The 24,875-nt window shown below is 72.5% G+C and carries 17 protein-coding genes; 8 read left to right on the top strand and 9 right to left on the bottom strand.

From position 1 onward, the window contains the following. Positions 1–5: 5 nt before the first annotated feature. The 6 genes from J4709_RS04265 to J4709_RS04290 form a co-directional block, all read right to left on the bottom strand. A complete protein-coding gene (locus J4709_RS04265; protein ID WP_208237057.1) occupies positions 6–1,025 on the bottom strand; it encodes a substrate-binding domain-containing protein in 1,020 nt (339 codons plus the stop codon). Between the two features lie 63 nt (positions 1,026–1,088). Then, positions 1,089–3,644 (bottom strand): bifunctional FO biosynthesis protein CofGH, encoded by a 2,556-nt coding sequence (locus J4709_RS04270; RefSeq protein ID WP_208237065.1) that lies wholly within the window; start codon positions 3,642–3,644, stop codon positions 1,089–1,091. 566 nt (positions 3,645–4,210) lie between these two features. Beyond that, a complete protein-coding gene (locus J4709_RS04275) occupies positions 4,211–5,155 on the bottom strand; it encodes a DNA-3-methyladenine glycosylase family protein (RefSeq protein WP_208237067.1) in 945 nt (314 codons plus the stop codon). Continuing rightward, a complete protein-coding gene (manB, locus tag J4709_RS04280) occupies positions 5,148–6,215 on the bottom strand; it encodes a mannose-1-phosphate guanylyltransferase (protein WP_208237069.1) in 1,068 nt (355 codons plus the stop codon). The genes J4709_RS04275 and manB overlap by 8 nt, the downstream gene beginning before the upstream one ends. 37 nt (positions 6,216–6,252) lie before the next feature. Then, a complete protein-coding gene (locus J4709_RS04285) occupies positions 6,253–7,422 on the bottom strand; it encodes a glycosyltransferase family 4 protein (protein ID WP_307800943.1) in 1,170 nt (389 codons plus the stop codon). A 177-nt stretch (positions 7,423–7,599) separates the two neighbouring features. Continuing rightward, positions 7,600–8,304: a class I SAM-dependent methyltransferase gene (locus J4709_RS04290; RefSeq protein WP_208237071.1), complete on the bottom strand. Its 705-nt coding sequence runs from the start codon at positions 8,302–8,304 to the stop codon at positions 7,600–7,602. 97 nt (positions 8,305–8,401) lie between these two features. Here J4709_RS04290 and J4709_RS04295 point away from each other — a divergent pair, with 97 nt between their 5' ends. Both J4709_RS04295 and trxA read left to right on the top strand, forming a co-directional pair. Next, the gene (locus J4709_RS04295) at positions 8,402–9,403 is read left to right on the top strand and encodes a lysylphosphatidylglycerol synthase transmembrane domain-containing protein (protein ID WP_307800945.1); all 1,002 of its coding nucleotides are present in this window, start codon (positions 8,402–8,404) and stop codon (positions 9,401–9,403) included. A 2-nt stretch (positions 9,404–9,405) separates the two neighbouring features. Further along, positions 9,406–9,729, top strand: a complete 324-nt coding sequence (gene trxA / locus J4709_RS04300; RefSeq protein ID WP_173098792.1) for a thioredoxin — start codon at positions 9,406–9,408, stop codon at positions 9,727–9,729. On the opposite strand, the gene J4709_RS04305 is transcribed toward trxA, so the two are convergent. The 3 genes from J4709_RS04305 to J4709_RS04315 all read right to left on the bottom strand — a co-directional run bounded on the left by J4709_RS04305 (position 9,710) and on the right by J4709_RS04315 (position 13,906). After that, complete coding sequence (locus J4709_RS04305; protein WP_208237073.1) at positions 9,710–10,852, bottom strand: glycosyltransferase family 4 protein; 1,143 nt, start codon at positions 10,850–10,852, stop codon at positions 9,710–9,712. The two genes, trxA and J4709_RS04305, sit on opposite strands and share 20 nt — an antisense overlap. Beyond that, positions 10,852–11,736 (bottom strand): glycosyltransferase family 2 protein, encoded by an 885-nt coding sequence (locus J4709_RS04310; protein ID WP_307800949.1) that lies wholly within the window; start codon positions 11,734–11,736, stop codon positions 10,852–10,854. Before J4709_RS04310 ends, J4709_RS04305 begins: the two co-directional genes overlap by 1 nt. A gap of 127 nt (positions 11,737–11,863) precedes the next feature. Then, entirely contained in the window at positions 11,864–13,906 is a 2,043-nt protein-coding gene (locus tag J4709_RS04315; RefSeq protein ID WP_208237077.1) for a hypothetical protein, read from the bottom strand. A gap of 108 nt (positions 13,907–14,014) precedes the next feature. Between J4709_RS04315 and J4709_RS04320 the strand changes: the two genes are divergently transcribed. The 6 genes from J4709_RS04320 to J4709_RS04345 all read left to right on the top strand — a co-directional run bounded on the left by J4709_RS04320 (position 14,015) and on the right by J4709_RS04345 (position 24,796). After that, a complete protein-coding gene (locus J4709_RS04320) occupies positions 14,015–14,875 on the top strand; it encodes a TIGR03089 family protein (protein WP_208237079.1) in 861 nt (286 codons plus the stop codon). Between the two features lie 152 nt (positions 14,876–15,027). Then, entirely contained in the window at positions 15,028–16,449 is a 1,422-nt protein-coding gene (locus J4709_RS04325) for an LCP family protein (RefSeq protein ID WP_208237081.1), read from the top strand. A gap of 11 nt (positions 16,450–16,460) precedes the next feature. Then, on the top strand, positions 16,461–17,708 hold the full coding sequence (locus J4709_RS04330; protein ID WP_208237083.1) for an acyltransferase family protein: 1,248 nt from the start codon (positions 16,461–16,463) through the stop codon (positions 17,706–17,708). A 116-nt stretch (positions 17,709–17,824) separates the two neighbouring features. Next, on the top strand, positions 17,825–18,979 hold the full coding sequence (locus J4709_RS04335) for an acyltransferase family protein (RefSeq protein ID WP_208237085.1): 1,155 nt from the start codon (positions 17,825–17,827) through the stop codon (positions 18,977–18,979). A gap of 59 nt (positions 18,980–19,038) precedes the next feature. After that, the gene (locus tag J4709_RS04340; RefSeq protein ID WP_208237087.1) at positions 19,039–21,297 is read left to right on the top strand and encodes a bifunctional glycosyltransferase/CDP-glycerol:glycerophosphate glycerophosphotransferase; all 2,259 of its coding nucleotides are present in this window, start codon (positions 19,039–19,041) and stop codon (positions 21,295–21,297) included. A gap of 91 nt (positions 21,298–21,388) precedes the next feature. After that, positions 21,389–24,796: a bifunctional glycosyltransferase/CDP-glycerol:glycerophosphate glycerophosphotransferase gene (locus tag J4709_RS04345; protein ID WP_208237089.1), complete on the top strand. Its 3,408-nt coding sequence runs from the start codon at positions 21,389–21,391 to the stop codon at positions 24,794–24,796. Positions 24,797–24,875 lie beyond the last annotated feature (79 nt).

Below are 24,875 nucleotides of genomic sequence, written 5' to 3' on the forward strand. Positions count from 1 at the left end.
GGGCGTCACGCCTTCCAGGACGCCAGGGCGCGGTCGATCTCCTTGCGCGTCGGGAAGCGCAGGGCGCGGGGAGGCGCCGCGGGCAGGCCGTGCTCGCGGGCGTAGGCGTCGCCGAACGTGCCGTCGGGCGCGCGGAACCCGGCCCGCTGCAGCGCGTCGCGGGCGGACCGCGCGCCGAGCGCGTCGCCGAACGCGGCCGCCGCGTCGCGGTGCCGCCGGTCGCGGGCCGTCACGGCGTACGGGTGGTCGAGCATGAGCGTGCCCTCGGCCGGGACGATCGGCGCCACCGGGTTGGGGCGGTGCGCGTCGTCGTAGGCGACGGCCGCCTGCTCGGTGGTGACGACGAGGGGCCGGTCGTAGCGTTCGGCGCCGGTGAGCCCGGCGAGCACCGCGGCGGAGCCGCCGGACGCGTCGTCCACCGGTGACGGCGCGGATCTCCGCAGGTCGCCGACGACGTCGCCGGGGTCGCCGCCGGTCTGGCCGAGCGCGAGCATCGCGACCGTCCCGCTCATCCCGACGCCGGGGTCGGCGGCCTTCCGGGCGAGGCCCATCCCGTCCACCTCGGACTTCAGCAGCAGTTTCCAGCCGACGGTGACCCCGGCGCCGGCGAACTCGTCCGCGACCGGGCGGGTCGTGGCGAGGACGACGGGCGTGGCGGCGACCGGCGTCCCGCCCGCGGGGACGTCCTTGCCGCCCGCGTCGCGGACGATGCCGAGCCACAGCGACGACTCCGGGACCCAGGCGTCCGCGCGCCTCCGCAGGTCGGGGCGCCGCGCGAACTCGGCGGGCGCGACGGCCGTCACGCGCGCGCGGACGCACCGCCCGCCGACCCGGTGCTTCTCCACGTTGAACCGGGACGCGACGTCGCGCAGCGCGGGCGCGATCTCCGGCTGCGCGGCGACCGACACCCGCACCGTCCCGCTCGCGCACTCCGACGGCAGCGTCAGCAGGCCGAGCGCCCACGCCCCGCCGCCGCCCGCCGTGACGACCAGCACGGCGGCCGGCGCCCACACCTTCCACCCCACGCGTCAGTCATACCGGACGGTCTGTGGCGTGTCGCCCCTCTGCGAACGACACGCCACAGACCACTACTGAACGGGCGTCAGCGTGAGCGAGGGACGTCCGAAGTGGCCGATGCCGTCGGTCTTGCGGGCGGCTTCGATGCGTTCGGCGGGGACCTCGCCGTAGAGGGTGGTGCGCTGCCTGGCGGGACGGCCCGCGAGCGCGGCGATCTGCTCCAGCTCGCTGATCGGCTTGAACGAGCCGTTCTCCGACCCGGCCATCCGGCTGATGGTCTCCTCCATCAGCGTCCCGCCGAGGTCGTTGACGCCGCCCTTCAGCACCCGCGTGCACAGCTCGTCGCCGAGCTTCACCCAGGACGTCTGGATGTTGGAGATCGCGCCGTGCAGCAGGATCCGCGCGAGGGCGTGGACGGCGATGTTCTCCCGCACCGTCGGCCCCGGCCGCGCGAGTCCCGCCAGGTAGATCGGCGAGTTGTGGTGGACGAACGGCAGCAGCACGAACTCGCTGAACCCGCCTGTGCGCTCCTGGATGGAGCGCAGCAGCTTGAGGTGCGCGACCCAGTGCGCGGGGGTGTCGACATGCCCGTACATCATCGTCGACGTCGTCGGGATGCCGATCTCGTGCGCGGTGGTGACGACCTCGACCCACTGGTCGGTGGGCAGCTTGCCCTTGGTCAGCACCCAGCGGACGTCGTCGTCGAGGATCTCGGCGGCCGTCCCGGGCAGCGAGTCGACGCCGGCCTCCTTCGCCGCCTGCAGCCATTCGCGGATGGACAGGTCGGTGCGGGACGCGCCGTTCACGACCTCCATCGGGCTGTAGGAGTGCAGGTGGATGCCGGGCGCGCGGCGCTTCACCTCGCGAGCGAGGTCGAAGTAGGCGGTGCCGGGCAGGTCGGGGTGGATGCCGCCCTGCATGCAGATCTCGGTCGCGCCCGCCTCCCACGCCTCGTCCACGCGGTCGCCGACCTGCTGGAGCGACAGCGTGTACGCGTCGGCGTCGGTGCGGCGCTGCGCGAACGCGCAGAACCGGCAGCCGGTGTAGCAGACGTTCGTGAAGTTGATGTTCCGGGTGACGACGTAGGTGACGTCGTCGCCGACCGTGTCGCGGCGCAGGTCGTCGGCCAGTTTCGCGAGCGCGTCCAGCTCGGGGCCGTCGGCGTGCAGCAGCGCCAGCGCCTCGTCGTCGGACAGGCCCGCCGGGTCGCGTTCGGCGGCGGCGAGCGCGGCCTTGACGTCGGCGTCGAAGCGCTGCGGCGCGCTCATCCGGTCCTTGAGGGCGTCCCAGTCGCCGTAGACCTCGTCGAAGTCGTCGCGCCGGTCGGACGTGCGGCCGGTCGTGTCGATCTCGGTGTGCAGGTCGGTGCGTCCGGACGCCTCGAACCCGCCGTCGGGCTCCTGCCACGGGCGCCCTTCGAGGACGGCGTCCTCGCGGGCGAGGCCGGTCGCCGGGTCGGCGAGGGCGGCCACGTGCCCGATCAGCCGCGGGTCCAGCCACGGCTCGCCGCGCTTGACGTACTCGGGGTAGATCGTGAGGCGTTCGCGCAGCTCGAAGCCCGACTCGCGGGTCCGCTCGGCGAGCTCGTCGATCTGCGGCCACGGACGCTCGGGGTTCACGTGGTCGGGGGTCAGCGGGGACACCCCGCCCCAGTCGTCGATGCCGGCGCGCAGCATCAGCGCGTACTGGTCGGCCACCAGGTTCGGCGGTGCCTGGACGCGCGCCTTCGGGCCGAGGACGATGCGCGTGACGGCGATCGTCGCGGCCAGCTCGTCCAGCTCGGCGTCGGGCGTGTCGCGCATCTTGGTGTCCGGCTTCGCGCGGAAGTTCTGCACGATCACTTCCTGGACGGCGCCGTACTCGCGCATCGTCTTGCGGATCTCGAAGATCGCGTCCGCGCGCTCTTCGACCGTCTCGCCGATGCCGATGAGGATCCCGGTGGTGAACGGGACGTTGGTCCGGCCGGCGTCCTCCAGCACCCGCAGCCGGACGGCCGGGTCCTTGTCCGGCGACCCGAAGTGCGGGCCGCCGCGCTCGCTGAACAGCCGCGTCGCGGTCGTCTCCAGCATCATCCCCATGGACGGCGCGACCGGCTTGAGCCGCTGGAAGTCGCGCCAGGTCAGCACGCCGGGGTTCAGGTGCGGCAGCAGCCCGGTCTCCTCCAGCACCCGGATCGCCATCGCCCGCACGTACGAGAGCGTGTCGTCGTAGCCGTGCGCGTCGAGCCACTCGCGGGCCTGCTTCCACCGGTCCTCGGGGCGGTCCCCGAGCGTGAACAGCGCCTCCTTGCAGCCCATCGCGGCACCCTGCCGCGCGATGTCGAGGACCTCGTCCGGGCTGAGGTAAGGCGACTCCAGCTTGTGCGGGACGGTCGCGAACGTGCAGTAGCCGCAGCGGTCCCGGCAGAGCCGGGTCAGCGGGATGAAGACCTTGCGGCTGTAGGTGATGATCCCGGGACGTCCCGCCGCCGCGAGGCCGGCGTCCCTGGTCCTCGCGGCGTAGGCGAGGAGATCGTCCAGTTGCGGCCCGCGGGCCTGCAGCAGCGTCGTGGCCTCGGACCGATCGAGCGTCTTCCCGTCACGCGCACGGGCCAGGGCCCGCCTCACCGCGTTCTCAGTGGCCTCCATGCGGGCACTCTATGCCAATCGTCATATTTTGCGGACCGCCGGGGCCCGGGAAACAGCCGATCATCCGGATAAGGCCGCCGCACCCCCGACCTATTCCCGGACAGGGCACCCCGTCCCGGGATGTAGCGGAACTTAATGAATCGGTCTAGAAACAGTCGCTGGTCCTCAATGTTGGACTGAGTCAAACTATAAGTGCGAGAGGGTCGTCCCCCCGGGCGGAACCACCGCCGCACGGCCCTCGCCGAAGGACAGTCCCATGTTGGTCATGCTCGCGATCATCGTCGTGCTCGCCGTCCTCGCGCCGGTCTTCGGCGCGGACACCCGCGACGGACTCAGCTGGACCCCGAACAACTTCTGGCTCCCCCGCAGTGCTCACCGGCACCGCCCTCGGCGTCGGGCGCTGGGCGCCCTCCTTCCACGGGCGTCGCGGCGATCGCTGCATCGCTCCGACTCGCCCAGGGGCTCGCTGCGCGATCAGGTTCTCGCAAGCTCGAACCTGCCTTCGGACGCGATCGCAACGCCCGGGGCCGGCGACGGTCGAGGCGACGAGCCGAGCGATGCGCGGATCAGAAGCCGCGGTAGTCGCGGACGGGAAGACGGGGGCCGCGCCGCGGAGGGCGCGCGCCGGACGATTCCAGCAGCCGGGTGACCCGGTACCGATGCCCCGCGTACGGAGCCAGCAGCTCCAGCATCCCGTCGTCGTCGACCTTGCGGCCCGCCAGCGCCCAGCCCACCATGCCGGGCAGGTTGTAGTCGCCGACGGAGACGGCGTCGGGATCGCCCGCGGCCCGCTGCCGGACCTCCGCCGCCGTCCAGACCCCGACGCCCGGCAGCGTCCGCAGCCGGGCCTCGGCCGGGTCGTCCTCCAGCCGGGCGGCGACCCGCGCCGCGCCGATGATCGTCCGGGCCCGGACGGCCTCCAGCCCGGACCGGTGCCACTCCCACGACGGGATCCGGATCCAGACCGCGGGCGGCGGCGGGACCCGCAACCGCAGCGCGGCGGGCGCGCCCGGCGCCGGCCCGCCGAACCGGCGCAGCAGGTACCCCCAGGCCCGCCACGCCTCCTCCGCGAGGACCTTCTGCTCCATCACCGCCGGGACGAGCGCCTCGAACACCCGGTTCGTCCGGCCGATCCGCAGGCCCGGCCGCAGTAGCGCCTGCCGCCGGACGATCTCGTGGTGCGCCTCGAACCCGTCCGGCTCGTCGGACGCCCCGAGCAGGTCCGGCAGGCCGTCGAGCAGCCATTCGGCGCCCGGCCCCCACGCACGCCCCTCGACGACGTCTCCGGCACGGCGGATCCGCAGCGTGCCCGGGCCTTCGGGGGTGTAGGACGCGCGCCAGACCGTCCCGTCCCGCTCCATCCGGAACGCCGGATCGTGGTGGCCGCGCCGATGCGGCGCCAGCGTCGCCCCCACGTCGACGGGGAACGGCGGCCTCCACTCCCGCCGCAGCCCCTCGGCGGCGCGTCCCGGCAGCGGCCCGGACGCGACGCCCGCCGGGCCGTCAGGCATCGGTGGAGAAGCGGACCGCGGTCGCCGGGAGCTCGATCCCCGGCCAGACCCGCAGCCCGCAGCACAGCTCGTTGCCCGGCCCGACCACCGCGCCGTCGCCGAGGATGACCCCGTCCAGCACCGCTCCGGGGCCGACGCGCGCGCCGCGGCTCAGCACCGAGTCGCGGACGGTCGCGCCCTCCGCGACGAACGAGTCGTCCAGCAGCACGCTGCCGATGACGGTCGCGCCCGCCTCGACCACCGCGCCGCGCCCGACGGTCGTGCCGCCGCGCACCACCGCGCCCGGCGACACCGTCGAACCGGCGAGCGTGAGCCGCTCGCCCGGCCCGCCCGGCATCGCCGGCGAGTCGAGCCGGCCGAGGACGAGGTCGCAGGAGCCGCGGACGAACGCCTCGGGCGTGCCGACGTCCAGCCAGTAGCCCGACTCGACATGGCCCATGACGACCGCGCCGGAGGAGATCAGGGTGGGGAACGTCTCGCGCTCGACGGAGACGACCTCGTCCTCGGGGATGGTGTCGATCGCCGAGCGGCGGAACACGTAGCAGCCCGCGTTGATCTGGTTCGTCACCGGATGGGACGTCTTCTCCAGGAACGCGGTGACGCGTCCGGCGCCGTCGGTCGGGACGCAGCCGAACCGGGACGGGTCGTCCACCTCGGTGAGGTGCAGCGTCACCGCCGCGCCGGCGGCCTCGTGCAGCTTCACCTGGGCGCGCATGTCGTGGCCGGTCAGGATGTCCCCGTTGAGGATCAGGACCGGGTCGTCCGGGCCGCAGGTCAGCGCGCGCGCCGCGTTGCGGATCGCGCCGCCGGTGCCGAGCGGCTGCGGCTCGCTGACGTACACCAGGTCGACGCCGTGTGCGCGCGGGCCGAACGCCGCCTCGAACATCTCCGCGCGGTAGGACGTCGCGAACACGATGCGCTCGACGCCCGCCGCGTGCGCGCGCGCGAGCTGGTGCGCCAGGAAGGCGACGCCCGCCGTGGGGAGCAGCGGCTTCGGGGTGGAGATCGTCAGGGGGCGCAGGCGGGTGCCCTGGCCTCCCACCAGGAGGATCGCTTCCACTGGTTTCCTTTCTCCACCACGGTCGTGGTGTCGAAGCCTAGTGGGTGGCGGAGGCGGACCCGTGACCGTGGGAGGCGGCGTGCTGACGGACGGCCCGCTCGTAGGAGGCCACGTGCGCCTCCGCGGACGCCGTCCAGGTGAACTCCAGCGACCGCGTGTAGGCGGCCTCCGCGAGGCCGGCGCGGTGGGCCGGGTCGCCGGTCAGCGCGGTCAGCGCCGTCGCGATGCCCTCCGGGTCGGGCTCGGTGTAGGCGACCGCGTCGCCGCCGACCTCCGGTAGCGGCCCGCGCCGCGTCGTCAGCACGGGCGCGCCGCACGCCATCGCCTCCAGCACCGGCAGCCCGAACCCCTCGCCGCGGCTCGGCAGCGCCACCACCAGCGCGCCGCCGAAGAACCCGGGCAGCATCGACCACGGCAGGTACCCGGGGCGCAGCACCCGCAGCCGCGGCGGCACCGTCGCCATCGCCGCGTCGACCTCGTCGTCCCAGCCGCCGCTTCCCGCCAGCACCAGCGCGGGCGGCTCCTCCAGCCCCGCGCAGGCGCGCACCCAACCGCGGATCAGGTTCGGGACGTTCTTGCGCGGCTCCAGCGCGCCCAGGTAGGCGACGTACGGGCGGCCGTGCCGGCCGAGCCGGTCGGAGACCTGCTTCACCTCCGCCTCGGACGGGCGGTGGAACACCTCGTGGTCGACGCCGTGGTAGGCGACGTCGATGTGCTCGGGGTCGGCGCCCAGCACCCGGACCAGCTCGTCCCGCGTCGCCCGCGACGGGACGATCAGCCGGGTCGCGCGGCGCGCCGCGGTGCGGGTCGCCGACTTGACGTAGGTGGTGCGGACCGGGTCGTGCACCTCCGGCTCCGCGAACAGCGTCACGTCGTGGATGGTCACCACCGTCGGGCGGACGGCGCTGACCGGCATCGTGTACGTCGGCAGGTGGATCACGTCCGCGGCGACGCTGTCGGCGACGTGCGGCAGGCCCGTCTGCTCCCATGCCAGCCGGGTCGCGCGGTGCGCCAGCGCCGCCGGGCCCGCGACGATCCGGGCCCCGGGCGCGAGCTGGGCGTACCGCTGCTCGTCCGCGCGCTGGCAGGCGACGGCGAGGTCGGCGCCGAGCGCGTGCAGGGCCGACAGCAGGCCGTCGACGTACCGTCCGAGCCCGCCCCTGTCGGCGGGTACCGCGGTGGCGTCGAGCAGGATCCGAGGCGCCACGGTCCACTCCCCCATTCCGGCGCTTCCGCCGTAGTGGCGTAGATCACTCTTTACCGTCCGAGCCTACGCCCGCGACCGGGCCGGGCGTGCGACCTCCGCGCCCCTCGCGGCCGCGAGTCATGCCGAGGGCCCTACCCCGGGCCCTGGGCCCTTACCGTTCGCCCCGGCCCGCCGCACCTATCTCTTGCGCGCGTGCACCAGGACGATGCTGCCCTGCCGGTTCGGCGCGCTCCGGTCGGCGAGCGCCACCAGCGGCGCCAGCGGGGCCGCCGCGTTGAAGCCGACCTTCCCGCCGTACGTCGACAGCGACAGGTAGAGGCGCTCGGTCGCGGCCGTCCTGAACTGGTAGGAGTGCCGCACCAGGTCGAGGCCGCGCTCGTCCATCAGCTTGCGGAGGCTCTCGTGGGTGTAGGTGTGCTGGACGTGGTACTTCGCCTTGTGCGCGTCGCGCAGCTTCGGCCATTCGTCCGCGCGGCTGAGCACGTCGGCGGACATGAAGATCTCACCGCCGGGCTTCAGCACCCGCGCCATCTCGTCGAGGGACTTCCCGCCGTCGTCGAAGTGCTCGATCGCGCACACCGACAGGACGGCGTCGAACGAGGCGTCGCCGAACGGCAGCCGCAGCGCGTCGCACTCGATCAGCGCGGGCGCGTCGGCGAGCGTCCGGCCGTAGACCATCTTGCCGCGGGCGAGGTCGATCGAGACGGCGTGGGCGCCGCGCCTGCGCGCGCGCCCGGCCCAGTAGCCGTCGCCCCCGGCGACGTCGAGGACCCGCTTGCCGTGCAGGTCCCGCCCCATCCAGGACAGCAGGGTCCCCGCCTCGCGGTAGCGGCACACGTGCACCTGGTGCCCCATGAAGGCGACCACATCCGAGAGTTTCATCGCCCCCAACTGTAGGGCGCGGCGGGCGGCGGCGCGGCCGAAGCGGCGGTCTCCGAGCCGCGGCGCGGGGCGATCCCGGGTCGCCTACGCTGGGCGCGTGAACATCAAGGTCGTCGCCATGCGGGCGCTGCGCGTGCTGCTGGTCCTGCTCGCGCTCGGGTTCTGCGCCTTCAGCGTGGTCCAGCGCTGGGACGAGACGACGAAGGCGTTCCAGGAGATGTCCTGGCCCACGCTCACCGGCGCGCTCCTGCTGGGCCTGGCCGGCCTGTTCGCCTGGACGCTCGGGTGGCGGACCTTCCTCGGCGGCCTCGGCTCGCCCCTGCCGCTGCGCGTCGCGTACCGGATCTCGGCGATCTCCCAGCTCGGCAAGTACGTGCCGGGCAAGGTGTGGGCGCTGGTCACCCAGATCGAGATGGCCCGCGAGCACAAGGTGCCCGCCGAGCGCAGCTTCGGCTCGACGCTGCTGGCCGTGGCGTCCTCCACCGCCTGCGGGCTCGCCGTGGCGGCGGTGACGCTGCCGCTGACGTCCGCGGCGGCGCGCCGCGAGTACTGGTGGCTGTTCCTGCTCGCCCCGTTCATGCTCGCGGCGCTGCACCCGAAGATCGTGACGTGGGCGCTCGGCGTGATGCTCAGGCTCGTCCGGCGGCCGCCGCTGGAGCACCCCGTCAGCCTCGGCGTGACGCTGCGGGCCGTCGGCTGGACGGTCCTCGGCTGGGCGCTGTTCGGCGCGCACACCTGGCTGCTGTGCATGGCCGTCGGCGGCGACGGCCCCGGCCTGCCGTTCCTCGCGACCGGCGCCTACGCGCTCGCGTTCGTCGCCGGGTTCCTGGTCTTCATCGCGCCGGGCGGCATCGGCGCGCGGGAGGCCGCGCTGACGCTGGTGCTGACGCCGGTGCTGCCGCCCGGCGCGCCCATCGTCGTCGCGATCGCCTCCCGTGTGCTGCTGACGGCCGCCGACCTGCTCAACGCGGGCGCCGGCGTCCTGCTCGGCCGCCCTTCCCGGCGCCCCCGCCCGCAGTCCGGCGGCACCGCGGACGCGGACGGGAATGAAGGCGATCGTCCCGCGCTTGTCAGGGGTACCAAGCCAACGAAGGAGTGACCGTGACGGCCCCCATCAGCGTGACCGACGCCACGTTCGCCGAGGAAGTCCTGAACAGCGACGTGCCGGTGCTCGTCGACTTCTGGGCGGACTGGTGCGGCCCGTGCCGCATGATCGCCCCCGTCCTCGACCAGATCGCCGCCGAGCAGGACGGCAAGATCAAGATCGCCAAGCTGGACTACGACGCGAACCCGCAGACCCCGCAGAAGTACGGGGTGCTGGGCCTGCCGACGCTGCTGCTGCTGAAGAACGGCGAGGTCGTCGAGCAGATCACCGGCGCGAAGCCGAAGCGGGCCCTGCTCAAGGTCATCGAGCCGCACCTGTGAGCCCGGTGAGGCGCTCCAGGTAGGCGGCCCAGACCGGGCCGTGGTCGACCGGGCGGACGCCGGAGCGCAGCCGCTCCGGCTCCCCCGGCGCGTAGAACCGGGTGAGGGCGGCCGCCAGCGCGGGCGCGTCGCCGGGCGGGCAGACCAGCCCGTCCACGCCGTCGCGGACCTGCTCGGCGAACCCGCCGACGTCCGTCGCGATCACCGGCAGGCCGTGCTCGTAGGCCATCCACACGTTCTGCGACGCGGTGGCCGTCCGGTACGGCAGGACGAGCGCGTCCGCGGCGGCGAACAGGCCGGGGACGTCCGCGGCGGGCACGTAACCGGGCCGCAGGTCCACCCGGGACTCCAGATCCAGCTCCCTGATCAGCGCGCGGGTCTCGTCCAGGCCGCCCCAGAACTCGCCGGCGACGGTCAGCCCGACGTCGCCGGGGCCGTCGGCGAGCGCGCGCAGCAGGACGTCCAGGCCCTTGTACGGGCGGACGATCCCCCAGAACAGCAGCCGCCGCCGCACCTTCCCGTCGCCGCCGCCTGCGGGCGCGCCGCCGGACGCGGGCAGGTGCGCGGGCATCTCCGCCACGCGGACGGGGCGCGAGGTCAGCCCGCGCGCCAGGTCAGCCTGCGCCTCGGAGTGGACGAGGACGCCGTCGACCTTGCGCAGCAGCCGCTTCATCAGCGGCTCGTCGTACGGCTTGCGCTCGTGCGGCAGCACGTTGTGGCACAGCGCCACGACTCTGCTCCCCGAGGGGGGACGCCCCCCCACACCCCCCGCAAGGCTTTTGGTCCGGTGCCGGAGACCGGCGAGTATGCCCAGGTAGGACGGCACCTGGACGGGGCTGAGCACCGCCAGCACGACCAGGTCGCAGGCGCGCAGCGCCCGGCCGGTGCGGTACCAGCCGTCGGGGCGGCGCCAGTCGAGGCGGTGCCGGGTGCCGGGGAACGGCTCGCCCTCCGGCTCGGAGATCGTCTGCTGCCCCGGGTACAGGAAGCCGGGGTACTGGGCGCGCCACGACTCGATCGCGACGTCGTGCCCCGCCGCGGCCAGCCGCCGCGCCAGCTCGGTGGTGTGGTGGGCGCCGCCCCCCTTGTACGGGAAGGCGGGCCCGACGATCGCGACCCGCACTAGACGTCGCCGCGGGATCGGACGATCAGGTCGGCCAGCAGCGCCAGCGACGCGATGATCAGCCCCGTCACGAAGATCATGATGGTGTTGTTGGCGAAGTAGCCGATGTGCACCACCATGTCGAACACGCCCTTGAGCAGCCCGATCCCGATCAGCCACAGCGCCAGCGGCATCAGCACCTTGAGCGGGTTGAAGTACATCACCATCCGCAGCACCTGCAGGATGTAGCGGTAGGCGTCCTTGGTGAAGTGGAACTTGGACTTGCCGGCCCGCTTGGCGTAGTCGATCGGCGTGTAGTGCACGGGGTGCTGGTTCGACAGGAACGCGATCGTGATCGTGGTGACGCAGGAGAACCCGGGCGGCAGCAGCCGCAGGTAGGGCAGCGACACCTCGCGGCGGAACGCGCGCAGCCCCGAGTTCAGGTCGGGGATCCGCGAGTTGGTGAGCCGCTCGGCGACCTTGCGGATGAACCACTTCGCGGGCACCCGCAGCAGCTTGTGCGTGCCCTCCTCGGTGGTGCGGGCCCCGACGACCTGGTCGATGGACGGGTCGGTGTCCAGGATGTCGACGAGGTCGGGGATCCGCTCGTTCGGGTAGGACATGTCGGCGTCGGTCCACACCACGATGTCGCCGCGGGCCTGCTGGGAGCCGATCCGCCGGACCGTCCCCGAGCCGCTGTTGTGCTGGAACGCCATGACCCGCATCTGCGGGAAGCGCGGCGCCGCCTCCTCCAGCCGGGCGAGGGTGTCGTCGGTGGAGCAGTCGTCGACGGCGAGCAGCTCGTAGCTCTTGCCGCTGTTGTCCATGGCCTTCGTGATGCGCTCGACCTCGTCGATCACGTGGTCCTGCTCGTTGTAGCAGGGCAGGACGATGGTGACGTGCACGGGGTCGCTCGGCTCGGCGCTTTCGGGCGTGGCTCGCTGCGCTGGCTCGGCGGGCTGGGTACTCACGCACCGCGAGAATACTCGCAACCGGGGACCCCGGCCGACTCACCGGCCGGAACAGGGCCCGTCAGGGGGCCGTCGGCTCGGCGATCCACACGTCGAAGGCGAGGCCCCAGGACCCGCCCGGAGGCTTGTCGAGGGTCCGCCCGTCCTGCCGGGAGCGCAGCGCCATGATCTGCCGGGGGCGGCCGTACGGCGCCACCTGCTCGGGCTTGGAGCCCATGACCACCGGGTGCCGCCCGACGCGGTCGATCTTCCGCAGGACGCGGCGGACGTCGGACTGCGTCGCGAACGAGGTGCTGCGCGCGGAGGGGATCCCGCACATCCCGCGCAGGACCTGCAGGAAGCGGTCGGCGGTGCCGGCCTCGACCACCACGACGGACCGTCCGGGCCCGAGCCTGTCGCACATCGCGTTGACGGCGCCGACCTCCTTCTGGTCGGTGCGGCCCACCATGTACGGCGCGGACGTGATGACGATCGGCACGAGCATCAGCACGACGCCCGACACCGCCGACACCTGCACCACCCGCCGCGAGTACCCGAGCCGCCGGAGCCGCTTGGTGATCCACGCGGCCGCGAACACCGTGAACAGCAGCAGCCCGGGGATGACCAGGCCGATCAGCCGCCGGGACGCCCACGGGTGGTCCGGGGTGATGCCCGGCCTGACCAGCACCTGGACGGTCGTCCAGACGACGATCGCGTAGGGCAGCGGCCACTGCGGCGACTGGCGGCGCATCAGCCGCCGCACGAGCAGCGCCGCGCCGAACGTGGCGAGCAGCAGCGCGGGGATGCCGATGTACCAGACGACCCAGTACAGCGACAGCTCCGAGTACTGCCGGGTGCCGTCCAGCGGCAGGTGGTCGACCTTCTGGACGGCCTCGATGAACTGGGCGTTCAGCCGGTCGTCGGTGTTGGTCGGGACGCGCCGGACGGTCTGCACGAGGGGCCGGACGGCGAACCCGACCATGACCAGCGCGGTGAGGACGGCGGCGGCGCCGGGCAGCCGGCCGCGCCCGATCGCCGCGCCGGCCGCGCGCAGCCGCCGGCCCGTCGCGTCCCAGCGGAGCAGGAGCACCATCAGGACGGTCGCGGCGACGATCGCGCCGGAGATGAGCAGCAGCGGGTCCAGCGAGGCGTGCAGGTAGTCCAGGTACGGGCGGGACTTCAGGTAACCCTCGACGAGCCCGGCGGCGGCGCCGAGCGCGAGCCCGCCCGCGAGGGCGTAGCCGGTCCGGCGCCGCCACGCGACGAGCAGCCCGGCGTACACCACGGCGGGCAGGATGTCGCGGATCCCGTCGATCCGGACGAGCACGATCAGCCCGAGCGCGAGGCCGCCGAGGAACGCCTTCACCATCGCCGGGCGGGGCCGCTCCGTCCGGCCGTCGTGCAGCAGCGACAGCCCGCCGAGCAGCAGGATCAGCGCCGGCGGCTCGCTGAACGTGGACCGCGACACCCACAGCATCGGCAGGGTCAGCGCCAGCAGCAGCGCCCCGGCGGGCGCCCACCGCGGGCCGACCAGCCGGGCGACGAGCCCGCCGAACGCCAGCACGCTGCAGGCGCCCAGCAGCGGCGCCATCAGCAGCATCCCGTGGACGCCGCCCGCCCAGCCGCCGAGCGCGAGGATCAGCGGCAGGCCCGCCATGAACTGCGGGACGACCGACCCGCCGTGCTCGTAGAAGGCGGGGCTGTCGAAGCTCAGCGCCGGGTCGCCGCCGCCGAACGCCCAGCGCATCTGCGGGATCGGCAGCGAGCCGTGGTCCTGCAGCCACGTCGCGAACTGCACGTAGGAGGCGGGGTCGCGGCGGACGATGATCTGCTCGGAGCACATCAGCGCCTCGAACACCAGGAACGCGACGGCGACGGCGATCACGCCGGCCGCCGACCACCACGGCGCGGGGCCGAGCGGGCCGTCCCGCTCGGCGGTCTCGTCGCGGGGGCGGCGCCGCAGGCCGAGCCAGAGCGCCGCGGCGGCGGCCGGCACCCACAGCAGGATCGCCGGGCCCGGCCGGAACACCCCGCCCATGAGCAGCGGGAGCGCCACCACGAGCCAGGCCGCGACCAGCAGCGCCGGCGCCACGGTGATCCGGGCGAGCAGCCGACCCGCGTTCATGAACCCGCCCCGTGCTCGTCCGATCCGTGCTCAGTCATCGGAGTCGGAGCGTAGCGGTACCGGCCCGTTGCCGAGTCCCGGCCGGTCACGGGGCTCTACGCTCGCCCCATGAGCCAGAGCGAACCCGCCGCGTCCGGACCCGCCGAGCTGCTGCGGCGGCGGTTGGACGACGACCCGTCCCGGCCCCTCGTCACCTACTACGACGACGCGCGGGGCGAGCGCGTCGAGCTGTCCGCGCGGACGTTCGACAACTGGGTGGCCAAGACCGCGAACTTCCTGGTGGACGGGCTGGCCGCGGAGCCGGGCGGGCGCGTCGTGCTCGCGCTGCCGCCGCACTGGCAGACCGCGGTGTGGCTGGCGGCCTGCTGGTCGGCGGGGCTGGTGGCCGAGCCGGTCGACCCGGCGGCGCTGCGCGAGCGCGCCGCGGCGGGCGCCGAACCGCTCGGGGCGTCCGGGCCGTACATCCTGGCGGCGGCCGAGGAGGTGCTGGACGTGGTGCTGGCGGACCCGGGGTTGGACACCGACGCGGAGGAGGTCGTCGGGCTGTCGCTGCACCCGCTCGGCGGCCCGCTGGCCGACTGCCCCGTGGGGGTCACCGACTACGCGGCGGAGGTCCGCTCCTACGGCGACCGGTTCGCCGCGGGCCCGCAGGTGTCGCCCGCGCTGCCCGCCCTGGATGTGACAAAGACCACATTCACCGGCGCCGAGCTGGTCGCCGAGGCGCGCGCGGCCGCCCGGAAATGGGAGCTGGGCGCGTCCTCGCGGATCCTGGTCGACATGCCGTTCGGCACCCTCGACGGGGTTCTTGCCGGCCTGGTCGCACCACTAGCCTCAGGTGCTTCCGTCATAATCCAACGAAACTTTGACAAAGCCACCCTAGATCGACGCTTGACCGTGGAGCATGTGACGGCGGTGGCGGGACTGCCCGGCTGGAAAGACGCATCCGGGTCCGTGCGCCGGCTCGCCTGACCTACGCTCTCTTTGCCCGCGCTTTGTCAACCGAGCCACGGCCAGCCCCGTCACAGCAGTAGGACAGTTCGAGCAGGACAGACCGTTCCAGCAGAGCAGACCAAGCCGACCGATCCCCTGAAAGCGGGCCGCGCCCCCCGGACACGGAGCCGATGAACAGCAACCCGATGTACATGGAGTACGTCGACGACGCCGACCCGCAGCCGGCGCCGCGTCGACGCGGCTGGCGCATCCTCGGGTGGGCGTGCGTCGGACTGTCGGCGGTCATGGTGGCCGGCTCGCTCACGGCCTACGGCCTGTACCGGCAGGCGATGGGCAACATCAACCACGAGGACGTCAACGCCCAGCTCGGCCCCAACCGGCCGAAGAAGCTGAACAGCGCGATGAACATCCTGCTGCTCGGGTCCGACACCCGCGCCGGCGCCAACGCCAGCTACGGCCGGTCGATGAAGAACGACCCGCCGCGCTCGGACACGATGATCCTGCTGCACCTGTCCCCGGGCGGCAGCCAGGCGATGGGCATCAGCTTCCCGCGCGACCTCATCGTGCACATCCCGTCGTGCAAGACCCACGCCGGCGGCATGTCGCCCGACCAGCCGCACGCGCAGATCAACTCCGCGTTCACCATCGGCGGCGCCGCCTGCGTCATCAAGACGATCGAGGGCCTGTCCGACATCCGGATCGACCACTTCATGCAGGTCGACTTCACCGGCTTCAAGGCCATCACGAGCGCGGTCGGCGGCGTCCCGGTCTGCCTGCCGAAGGCCGTGAACGACCCGAAGTCGGGGCTGCGCCTGTCCAAGGGCAGGCACACCATCAAGGGCTCCACCGCCCTCGCCTACGTGCGCGTCCGGCACGGCCTCGGCGACGGCTCCGACCTCGACCGCATCAAGCGGCAGCAGAAGTTCATGGGCGCGCTGGCGAGCAAGGCCATGAGCGCCGGGGTGCTGAGCAACCCGACCAAGATGCTGCCGCTGATGAACGCGACGACCAAGTCGCTCACCACCGACAAGGAACTGACCCCCCAGGTCATGATCAAGATCGCCCAGGGCATGCAGGGCATGACCTCGGGCAAGCTGCGCTTCGTCACCGCGCCCAACGGCCCGGACCCCTCCGACCCGAACCGGGTGGTGCTCACCTCCGCCGCGCAGCCGTTCTTCTCCTCGATCCGCAACGACAAGACCGTGCCGACCGAGTCCAAGACGGCCGCCCCCAAGATCCAGCCCGACCAGGTGCGGGTGCGGGTCTACAACGGCAGCGGCATCGCCGGGCAGGCCAGCCGCGTCGCCTCCGACCTGGAGGCGCAGGGCTTCCAGGTGACGGTCGGCGGCAACGCCTCCGCCACGAAGACCACCAAGGTGCTGTACGGTTCCGGGGCCGACCAGCAGGCCCAGACGCTCACCGCGCTGATCCCGAGCAAGCCGGCCCCGGCCGCGCGGACCAGTGGCGGAACGCCCGGCGTGGTGGACCTGGTCGTCGGCTCCGACTGGACGGCCCTGAAGAGCGCCAAGGGGGGCATCCCCGCGCAGCAGGGCGAGATCCGCGCCAACGACGACATCTGCAAGGGGGCTTGAACCGGCAGGCCATGACGTACAGCACCTGGCCCTCGGGGGCCGAGACGGGACCGCAGGCCGCCGCGCCGACGGCGGCCGACCAGCCGATACCGGAGGGCCGGAGCGCACCCGCCGTCCCCGACCCCCGCCCCGACCCGGCGGCGCCTCCCGACGCGGCGGCGCCCGCCGGCGCGGTCGCGACGGCCCCGGCCCCGCCCGAGGGCGAGCGGCAGGGCGCCGGTCCGGTCCGGATCGCCTCGCCGCCGAAGCCGCGCAGGGAGCGCGACCCGTTCTTCGACAACGCGAAGTACTTCGCGATCCTGCTGGTGGTGTCGGGGCACTCGATCGCCAACCTGCAGAACGTCCCGATGGCCAAGGGCCTGTACATCTTCATCTACATGTTCCACATGCCGCTGTTCATCGTGATCACCGGCTACTTCTCGCGGAACTGGACGTTCTCCCCCGGCAAGGCCCGCAAGCTCATCACCAACGTCGGCGTCCCGTACGTGGTGTTCGAGGTCGCGTACTCGCTGTACGACTGGCTGGCGGGCCGCCACGACCTGGAGATCAGCCTGCTGAGCCCGTACTACCTGACGTGGTTCCTGTGCGCGCTGTTCCTGTGGCGGCTGTCGACCCCGGTGTGGCAGCAGATCCGGTGGCCGCTGGCCGTCGCGATGGGGTTCGCCCTGCTGTCCTACATGAGCGACCTCGGCGGCACCTTCGACATCCACCGGGTGTTCGGGCTGCTGCCGTTCTACGTCCTCGGGCTGAAGCTCAGGCCGGAGCACTTCGAGCTGCTGAAGAAGCCGATCGCGCGGCCCATCGGCGCGGTCGTCCTCGTCATCGGGCTGGCGTGCTCCTACCTGGTCATGAAGCACATGTCGGTGAGCTGGATCTTCTGGAAGGACCCGCACGACAAGCTCGGCGTCGGCGACTTCAAGGGCACCCTGATGCGGCTGGCGATGTTCGCGAGCGCGACGGTGCTGGTCGCCGCCTTCCTGACCCTGATCCCGCGCAAGCGGTACTGGTTCACCGCGCTGGGCGCGACGACGCTGTACTGCTACCTGCTGCACGGCTTCGTCACCCGGCTGCTGAACTTCACCGGCTGGTGGGGCGCGGACTGGATGCACACGCCGGCCGGCGTGGTCGCGGTGATCTGCGGGGCCGTCGTCGTCGGAACGTTCCTGTGCTCCCCGCCGGTCCGCCGGACCATGAGCTGGGCGCTGGAGCCCAAGATGACCTGGGTGTTCACCCCGCTGCGCCGGCCGAGCCGCGGCTGAGGGCCGGGCCGGACCGGAACAATCCGGCAACCGGCCCCAGGAGCGCCGATCGCGGACTAGAGTCGCCCTGCCCGCACGTGAACGGTAGTCACGGACGAAATGAATCCTTCGGAGACATGACGGAAACCCTCCCCCAGCCCCGTCCCCCGGAGCCCGGCGGTCCGCCCGCGGGCGGGCCGGCGCCCGTCCCGCCGGCGGTCCCCGAGCCCCCCGTCGCGCGGCCCGCGCCGCAGCCCCCCGCTCCGCCCCGGCAGCGCGACGCCTACTTCGACAACGTCAAGTTCTTCCTGATCCTGCTGGTCGTCCTCGGGCACGTGTGGGAGGTCCTGCGCAAGGACAGCCACGCCGTGGACGCGGCCTACACCGTGGTGTACGGCTTCCACATGCCGGTGTTCGTCTTCGTCTCCGGTTACTTCGCCCGCGGATTCATGCGGTCGACCGACAAATTCAGGGTAATTTTCCCCACGTTGGTCGTTCCGTACGTGATCTTCGCCGTGCTTTACCGGCTGCAGCTGGTGTACATCCGGGGAAATGATTTCCGGCTGCAGGAACTTTTCCGTCCGCAGTTCCTGATGTGGTTCCTCGTCGCGCTGGTGCTGTGGCGGCTGAGCGCCCCGCTGTGGGCGCACCTGCGGCACCCCGTCGCGGTGTCGGTGGCGTTGTCGCTGGTCGCCGGGAGCTGGAGCTTCAACACCGACCCGACGCTGTGCCGGGCCGCCGCGCTGCTGCCGTTCTTCGTCCTCGGCCTCACGATCAGGCCCGAGCTGGCGCAGGCCCCGCGCAACCGCGAGTGGGCGCGCTGGGCCGGCATCGCGGTGCTGCTGGCGGCGCTGCCGGTCGCCTACGTCTGGGAGCGCGGCACCGTCCTGCCGAAGATCGCGCACGGTGTGCTGCTGTGGAACCGCGGCTACGAGCAACTGCACTTCAGCGCGGTGGAGGGCATGGGATACCGGCTGCTCGCGCTGGCGCTCGCCGTCGGCCTCGGCACCGCGTTCCTCGCGGCCGTCCCGCGCGGCCGGGCCTGGTACACCGCGCTCGGGACCCGGACGATGTACGTCTACCTGCTGCACGGCCTCATCGTGAAGACGCTGGACTACGGCGGCGTCTTCGACGCGCACTTCTTCAACACCCCGGCGGGCGTGGTCGCCGCGACGCTGGGGGCGCTCGCGGCCGGCGTGCTGCTCGGCACCGCCCCCGTGCAGCGGCTCACCCATTGGGCGATCGAGCCCAAGGGCCGATGGCTACTCAAGCCCTCTCATGGCAGGACATAAGATTTACCTGCCGGATGCGGGTATGATCCAGATTCATCGAGTAGTTGATTGGCGTTCGCGTGAGCAGTGAATACGACATCTCCCTGAGCATCATCGTGCCCGTGCACAAAGTGCAGGGGTACCTGCGGCAGTGCCTGGATTCGCTGCTGGTCCCGGACGTGCCGAACCTGGAGATCATCGCGATCGACGACGCCTCGCCGGACGCCTGCGGCGAGATCCTGGACGAGTACGCCGAGCGCGACTCCCGGGTGAAGGTGCGCCACCTCGTCGACAACGTGGGCCTCGGCGAGGCCCGCAACGTCGGGCTGGACATGGCGACCGGCGACTACGTCTGGTTCTTCGACAGCGACGACTACGCCACCGAGGGCGCCGTCAAGGCGATCTGCGACCGGCTCGCCGAGACCAACCCCGACGTGCTGATGTTCGACTACGCCCGGTCCTACTGGAACGGGCGGGTCAAGCGCAGCATCATCAACCACCTGTTCCGGGAGCCGCCCGCGCCCGAGGTGTTCACGCTCGCCGACCGGCCGAGCCTGCTGGAGATGTTCACCTCGGTCTGGAACCGGGCGATCCGCCGCGAGTTCATGATCGAGCACGGGCTGCGCTTCAACAGCGGCTACTACGAGGACGTCAGCATCACCTACCCCGTCCTCATGGCCGCCGAGCGGGTCAGCTTCCTGGACCGGGTCTGCTACGTCTACCGGCAGCGGCGCAGCGGCGCGATCACCAAGACCGCCAGCGCCAAGCACTTCGACGCTTTCGACCAGTACGACCGCATCTTCGCGTTCATGGACCACCTGGGCCCGCAGATGGACCGGTTCCGGCCCGTGATGTTCGACCGGACGATCTGGCACCTGCTGGTCATCATCGAGCGCGCCGACCGCGTCTACCCCTCGGAGAAGCAGCGGTTCTTCGCCGAGATGTCCAAGACCTACAACCGCTACAAGCCGGCGGGGCACGTCCCGCCGGACGACGAGCCCGGCCTGGCCGACAAGCACCGCGCGATCGAGCGGGGCGACTTCAAGGCGTGGGAGCGGCTCAACACCCCGAAGCTCGCGACGAAGGCCAAGAAGCGCGGCCGCAAGGTCCGGCGGCTGCAGAAGCAGGGCGTGCTGCGCTCCAAGGAAGTGGCCAAGGAGCGCTACTACGCGATGCGGCGGCACATGCCGATCGAGGAGAACCTCGCGGTCTTCGCCGCCTACTGGTACCGCGGGTACTCCTGCAACCCCGCCGCGATCTACGAGAAGGTCCGGGAGATCGCGCCGCACATCCGCTGCGTGTGGATCGTGAAGCCGGGCGCGCGCAAGACCATGCCGGACGGCGTGGAGTACGTGGTGGCCGGGTCGGCGGAGTACTACCGGACGCTCGCCGCCGCGAAGTACTTCGTCAACAACGTCAACTTCCCCGACAACCTCGTCAAGCGGCCCGGCCAGGTGCACCTGGAGACCCAGCACGGCACCCCGCTGAAGAAGATGGGCCTCGACCAGATGGAGTACCCGGTCGGCGCCGCCGACATGGACTTCAAGGCGCTGATCGAGCGGTCCGACCGGTGGGACTTCCTGCTGTCGGCCAACCCGCTGATGAGCGAGGCGTGGGAGCGGGGCTTCCCCTGCAAGTACGAGCTGCTGGAGACCGGCTACCCGCGCAACGACCGGCTGGTGCGCGCGACGCCGCAGGAGCAGGCGCGGCTGCGCGACGAGCTCGGCGTCCCCGAGGGCAAGACGGCGGTCCTGTACGCGCCGACGCACCGCGACTACCAGCGGCGCTACGCCCCGATGTTCGACATCGGCCGGGTCATGGAGCAGCTCGGCGACGACCACGTCCTGCTGCTGCGCGCGCACTACTACTACAAGCTCAAGAACATGGCCGCGGACCTCGGCTGGTCCGAGGACCAGGTCATCGACGTCTCCAAGCACCCGTCCGTCGAGGATCTGATGATCGCCTCGGACGCGCTGCTCACCGACTACTCGTCGGTCATGTTCGACTACGCCAACCTCGGCAAGCCGATCGTGATCTACGCCAACGACTGGGAGACCTACAAGCTCACCCGGGGCGTGAACTTCGACCTCACCGAGTTCCCGCCCGGCGTCGTCGCCTACGCCGAGTCCGAGCTCGTCGACGCGTTCGCGTCCCGGGCGGCCTGGGGCGACGCCGCGGCGAAGAACCTCGAGGCGTTCCGGGCGCGGTTCTGCCCCTGGGACGACGGCAACGCGGCCGAGCGGGCCGTGCGCCGGGTGTTCCTCGGCGAGGAGCTCCCGCCGATGCCGTCCCCGGCGGCGCCGTCGGAGGCCTCCTCCGCGGGGTCCGGCCCGGCGTAGCGGCCGCGTGCCGGGACGCCGGCCTCCCATCCCCTGACCGTCCGCGACCGGACCGCCGGCTCCGGCTCGCACAGCCCTCGAAGGAGTGGGCATGACCGCCCCCAGGATCAGTGTCATCGTGCTCGCGCACGGCGCGGGAGAGGACCTCGGCGACGCCCTGGACTCGATCGCGGCCCAGACGTTCCAGGACCTCGAGGTCCTGGTCGTGGACGACGGCACCGGCACGGCCGCCCGCGCGGAGCTGCCCGACGAGCGGTTCCGGATCGTCCGCAGCGGAGCGCCGAGCAGGGGGGCGGCCCGCAACCTCGGGGTGGCCGAGAGCCGCGGCGAGTTCCTGCTGTTCGCGGGCGGCGGCGACCCGCTGCCGCCGGACGCGGTCGCCGTGCTGCTGACCTCGCTGGAGGCGTCCGGGTCCGACCTCGCGATGGGTCCCGACGCGTCCCGCGAGTGGACGGGGCAGGTGTCGCAGTGGAAGGCGCGCGGCGACAACCCGGATCCCGCCAAGGCCACCGACCTGCAGCACAGCCCGGACCTGCTGCACGTCCGCAAGATCGCCACGGCGCTGGTGCGCCGCTCGTTCTGGGACTCCGCGGGCCTGGAGTTCCCCGACCTCGGCCGCTACGACGACCTGCCGGTCATGGTGCGCGCGCTGCACCTGGCCACGTCCGTCGACGTGGTGCCGGACGTCGTCCTGCACCGCCGGTCACGGCGGTTCCCGCCGACCACCGAGCCGCAGGAGATCGCCGACGGCTTCGGCGCGGCGAACCTCGCGACGTCGTGGCTCGCCGAGCGCGGCGACGTCAAGGAGCTGCGCCGGCTGCAGCTCGCGCTCGTCACGACCGAGCTGAAACTGTTCCTGGACGCCCTGCCGGACCTGTCCGGCGAGGAGCGCGAGCAGGTCGTCGCGCAGGCCGCGGCGTACGCCAAGGGCGTGTCGCCGAAGGTGTTCGCCGAGGCGTCCGCGCTGACCCGGCTGAAGTGGCACCTGGCCGCCGAGGGCCACACGATGGAGCTGGTGAAGGTCGTCCGGTACGAGCGGGGCAAGTCCTCGCCGTCGATCGTGCGGGACCCGCTGCGCCGCTACGTCGTCTACCCGTACTGGAAGGACGCGAAGGTCGACGTCCCGCGCGAGGTGTACCGGGCGCGCGACGAGGTGAAGATGCGGGGCCGGGCGCACGCGGTGCGCTGGGAGGGCGACCGGCTGGTCGTCACCGGCGAGGCCTACATCAACTCGGTCAGCTCCCGCCGCCGCTGGACGTCGATCAAGACGGTGACGCTGCGCAGCGGCCGCCGCAAGATCCACCTGAAGGCGCGGCAGACGCCGAAGCCGGGCAAGTCGTCGGGCGGCTGGACCGGGTTCGAGTTCGCGCTGGACGCGGCGAAGCTGAAGGACCGCGGCGCGTGGGCGGAGGGCACCTGGGAGGTGCACGCCTCGGTGCTGAACGCGGGCGTGTTCCGGCAGGGCCCGGTGCGCGGCGGCGGCTCGGGGACGGGCGCGCACCCGCCCTACCGGTACGTCGCCGACGACGTGCGGGTCGTCCCGAAGGTCGTGGACGGACAGCTGGTCGTGCAGGTGGAGCGGGTCCGCGAGCGCGCGACGGCGCTGCGCTGGGACGGGTCCGCGCTGATCATCGAGGTGGAGGCGGCCGGCGGGCCGCCCGCGGAGCTGGTGCTGACGCTCGGCGACGCGCGCGTCCCGGTCCCGGTGGCGCAGCGGCCGGGCGGCTGGACGGCCCGCGTCGACCCGGACGCGCTGGACGTCGACATCGATCCCGACGCGATCGACGACACCCGCGACTGGACGCTGTCGGCGGACGGCCGGCCGCTCGTCCTCGCGGAGGGCGTGGAGGAGGCGCGGCGCACGTCCGGCGCGCTGGAGGTCAGCGCGGGCCACGGCCCCGGCGGGTACGTGCGGGTGCGGCGGGCGACGACGCGGCTGTCGGTGAGCGACTGCGTGTGGCGCCCCGACGGGACCCTGTCGCTGGCGGCGACGCACCCGGCGCACGCGTCCGGGCAGATCGTGGTGCGCAGCCGCGGGCGCCGCAAGGAGCACGCGTTCGACCTGGTCCCCGACGACTCGGGCACGCTGCGGGCGGAGGTCCCGGCGGCGGCGGTGCCGAGCGTCGCGGGGATCCTGCCGCTGCGGCCGGGCCGCTGGGACGTGCTGTTCCGGCCGCCGGGCGGGCGGGCGCTGACGGTCCGGCTGACGGAGGCGGCGCAGCGCGGCCTGCCGGGCCTGCTGGAGGTGGCGCGGCGCGGCTACGCGCTGGAGGCCAAGGACGGCCGGCTCGTCGTCGCCGTCACCGGCGACGTGTCCGGCGAGGAGAAGAGCGCTGGCGCGAAGTACCGGGAGGAGGCGCGGCGCAAGGTGGCCCGGGACGGGCTCCGCGACGCGGTGCTGTTCTCGTGCTTCAACGGGCGCCAGTACTCCGACAGCCCGAAGGCGATCCACGAGGAGCTGCTGCGGCGCGGCGCCGATCTGGAGCAGCTGTGGGTCGTGAACGACGCGCAGGCCGAGCTCCCTGACACGCTGAAGGCCGTCCGGCTGAACGGCAGGGAGTGGCAGGAGGCGGTGACGACGTCGAAGTACATCGTCACCAACCACCGGCTCGGCGACTGGTTCCAGCGCCACCCCGACCAGGTCGTCCTGCAGACCTGGCACGGCACCCCGCTGAAGAAGATCGGCCGGGACGTCAAGGAGGTCCACTTCGCGTACGCGCCGGGGATGAAGTCGGCGCTGCAGAGCAAGGACAAGGGGCCGTCCGGCCCGGCGGTGCCGGAGTGGAGCCACCTGCTGTCGCCGAACCCGTTCAGCACGGAGATCTTCCGCCGGGCGTTCGCGTTCAAGGGCGAGATGCTGGAGGTCGGGTACCCGCGCAACGACCTGCTGTACAGCCCGGAGGCGGACGCGGTCGCGAGGTCGGTCCGGGCGCGGCTCGGCATCCCGGAGGGCAAGCGGGTCGTGCTGTACGCGCCGACGTGGCGCGACGACCAGTACTACAGCCGGGGCCGGTACAAGCACGACATGCGCCTCGACCTGGACCGCGCGCGCGCCGCGCTCGGCGACGACCACGTCCTGCTCGTCCGGCTGCATTCCAACGTGGTGGACGGCGTCACCGAGGACGAGCACGGCTTCGTCCGGGACGTGTCGCTGTACCCCGACATCACCGAGCTGTACCTGATCTCCGACATGATGATCAGCGACTACTCGTCGGTGATGTTCGACTACGCCAACACCGGTCGGCCGATGCTGTTCTTCACCTACGACCTGGCCGACTACCGGGACCGGCTGCGCGGCTTCTACTTCGACTTCGAGGCGGAGGCGCCGGGGCCGCTGGTGGAGACCTCCGACGACCTGATCGACGCGATCCGCGACGTCGAGGCGGCGACGGCGGGCCACCAGGACAGGTACAAGGAGTTCGTGGCGCGGTTCTGCCCGCTGGACGACGGGAAGGCCGCGGCGCGGACCGTGGACCGGGTGTTCCCGCCGCAAAGCTGAGCAACTGTAGCGATCCGTGACCGGGCGGAACCGATGCGTTGATAGGCTGCCCGCCCGGCACGACAGACATCGGGGAAGG

The sequence above is a fragment of the Actinomadura violacea genome (assembly GCF_017573465.1).
GTDB classification, from domain to species: Bacteria; Actinomycetota; Actinomycetes; order Streptosporangiales; family Streptosporangiaceae; genus Spirillospora; species Spirillospora violacea.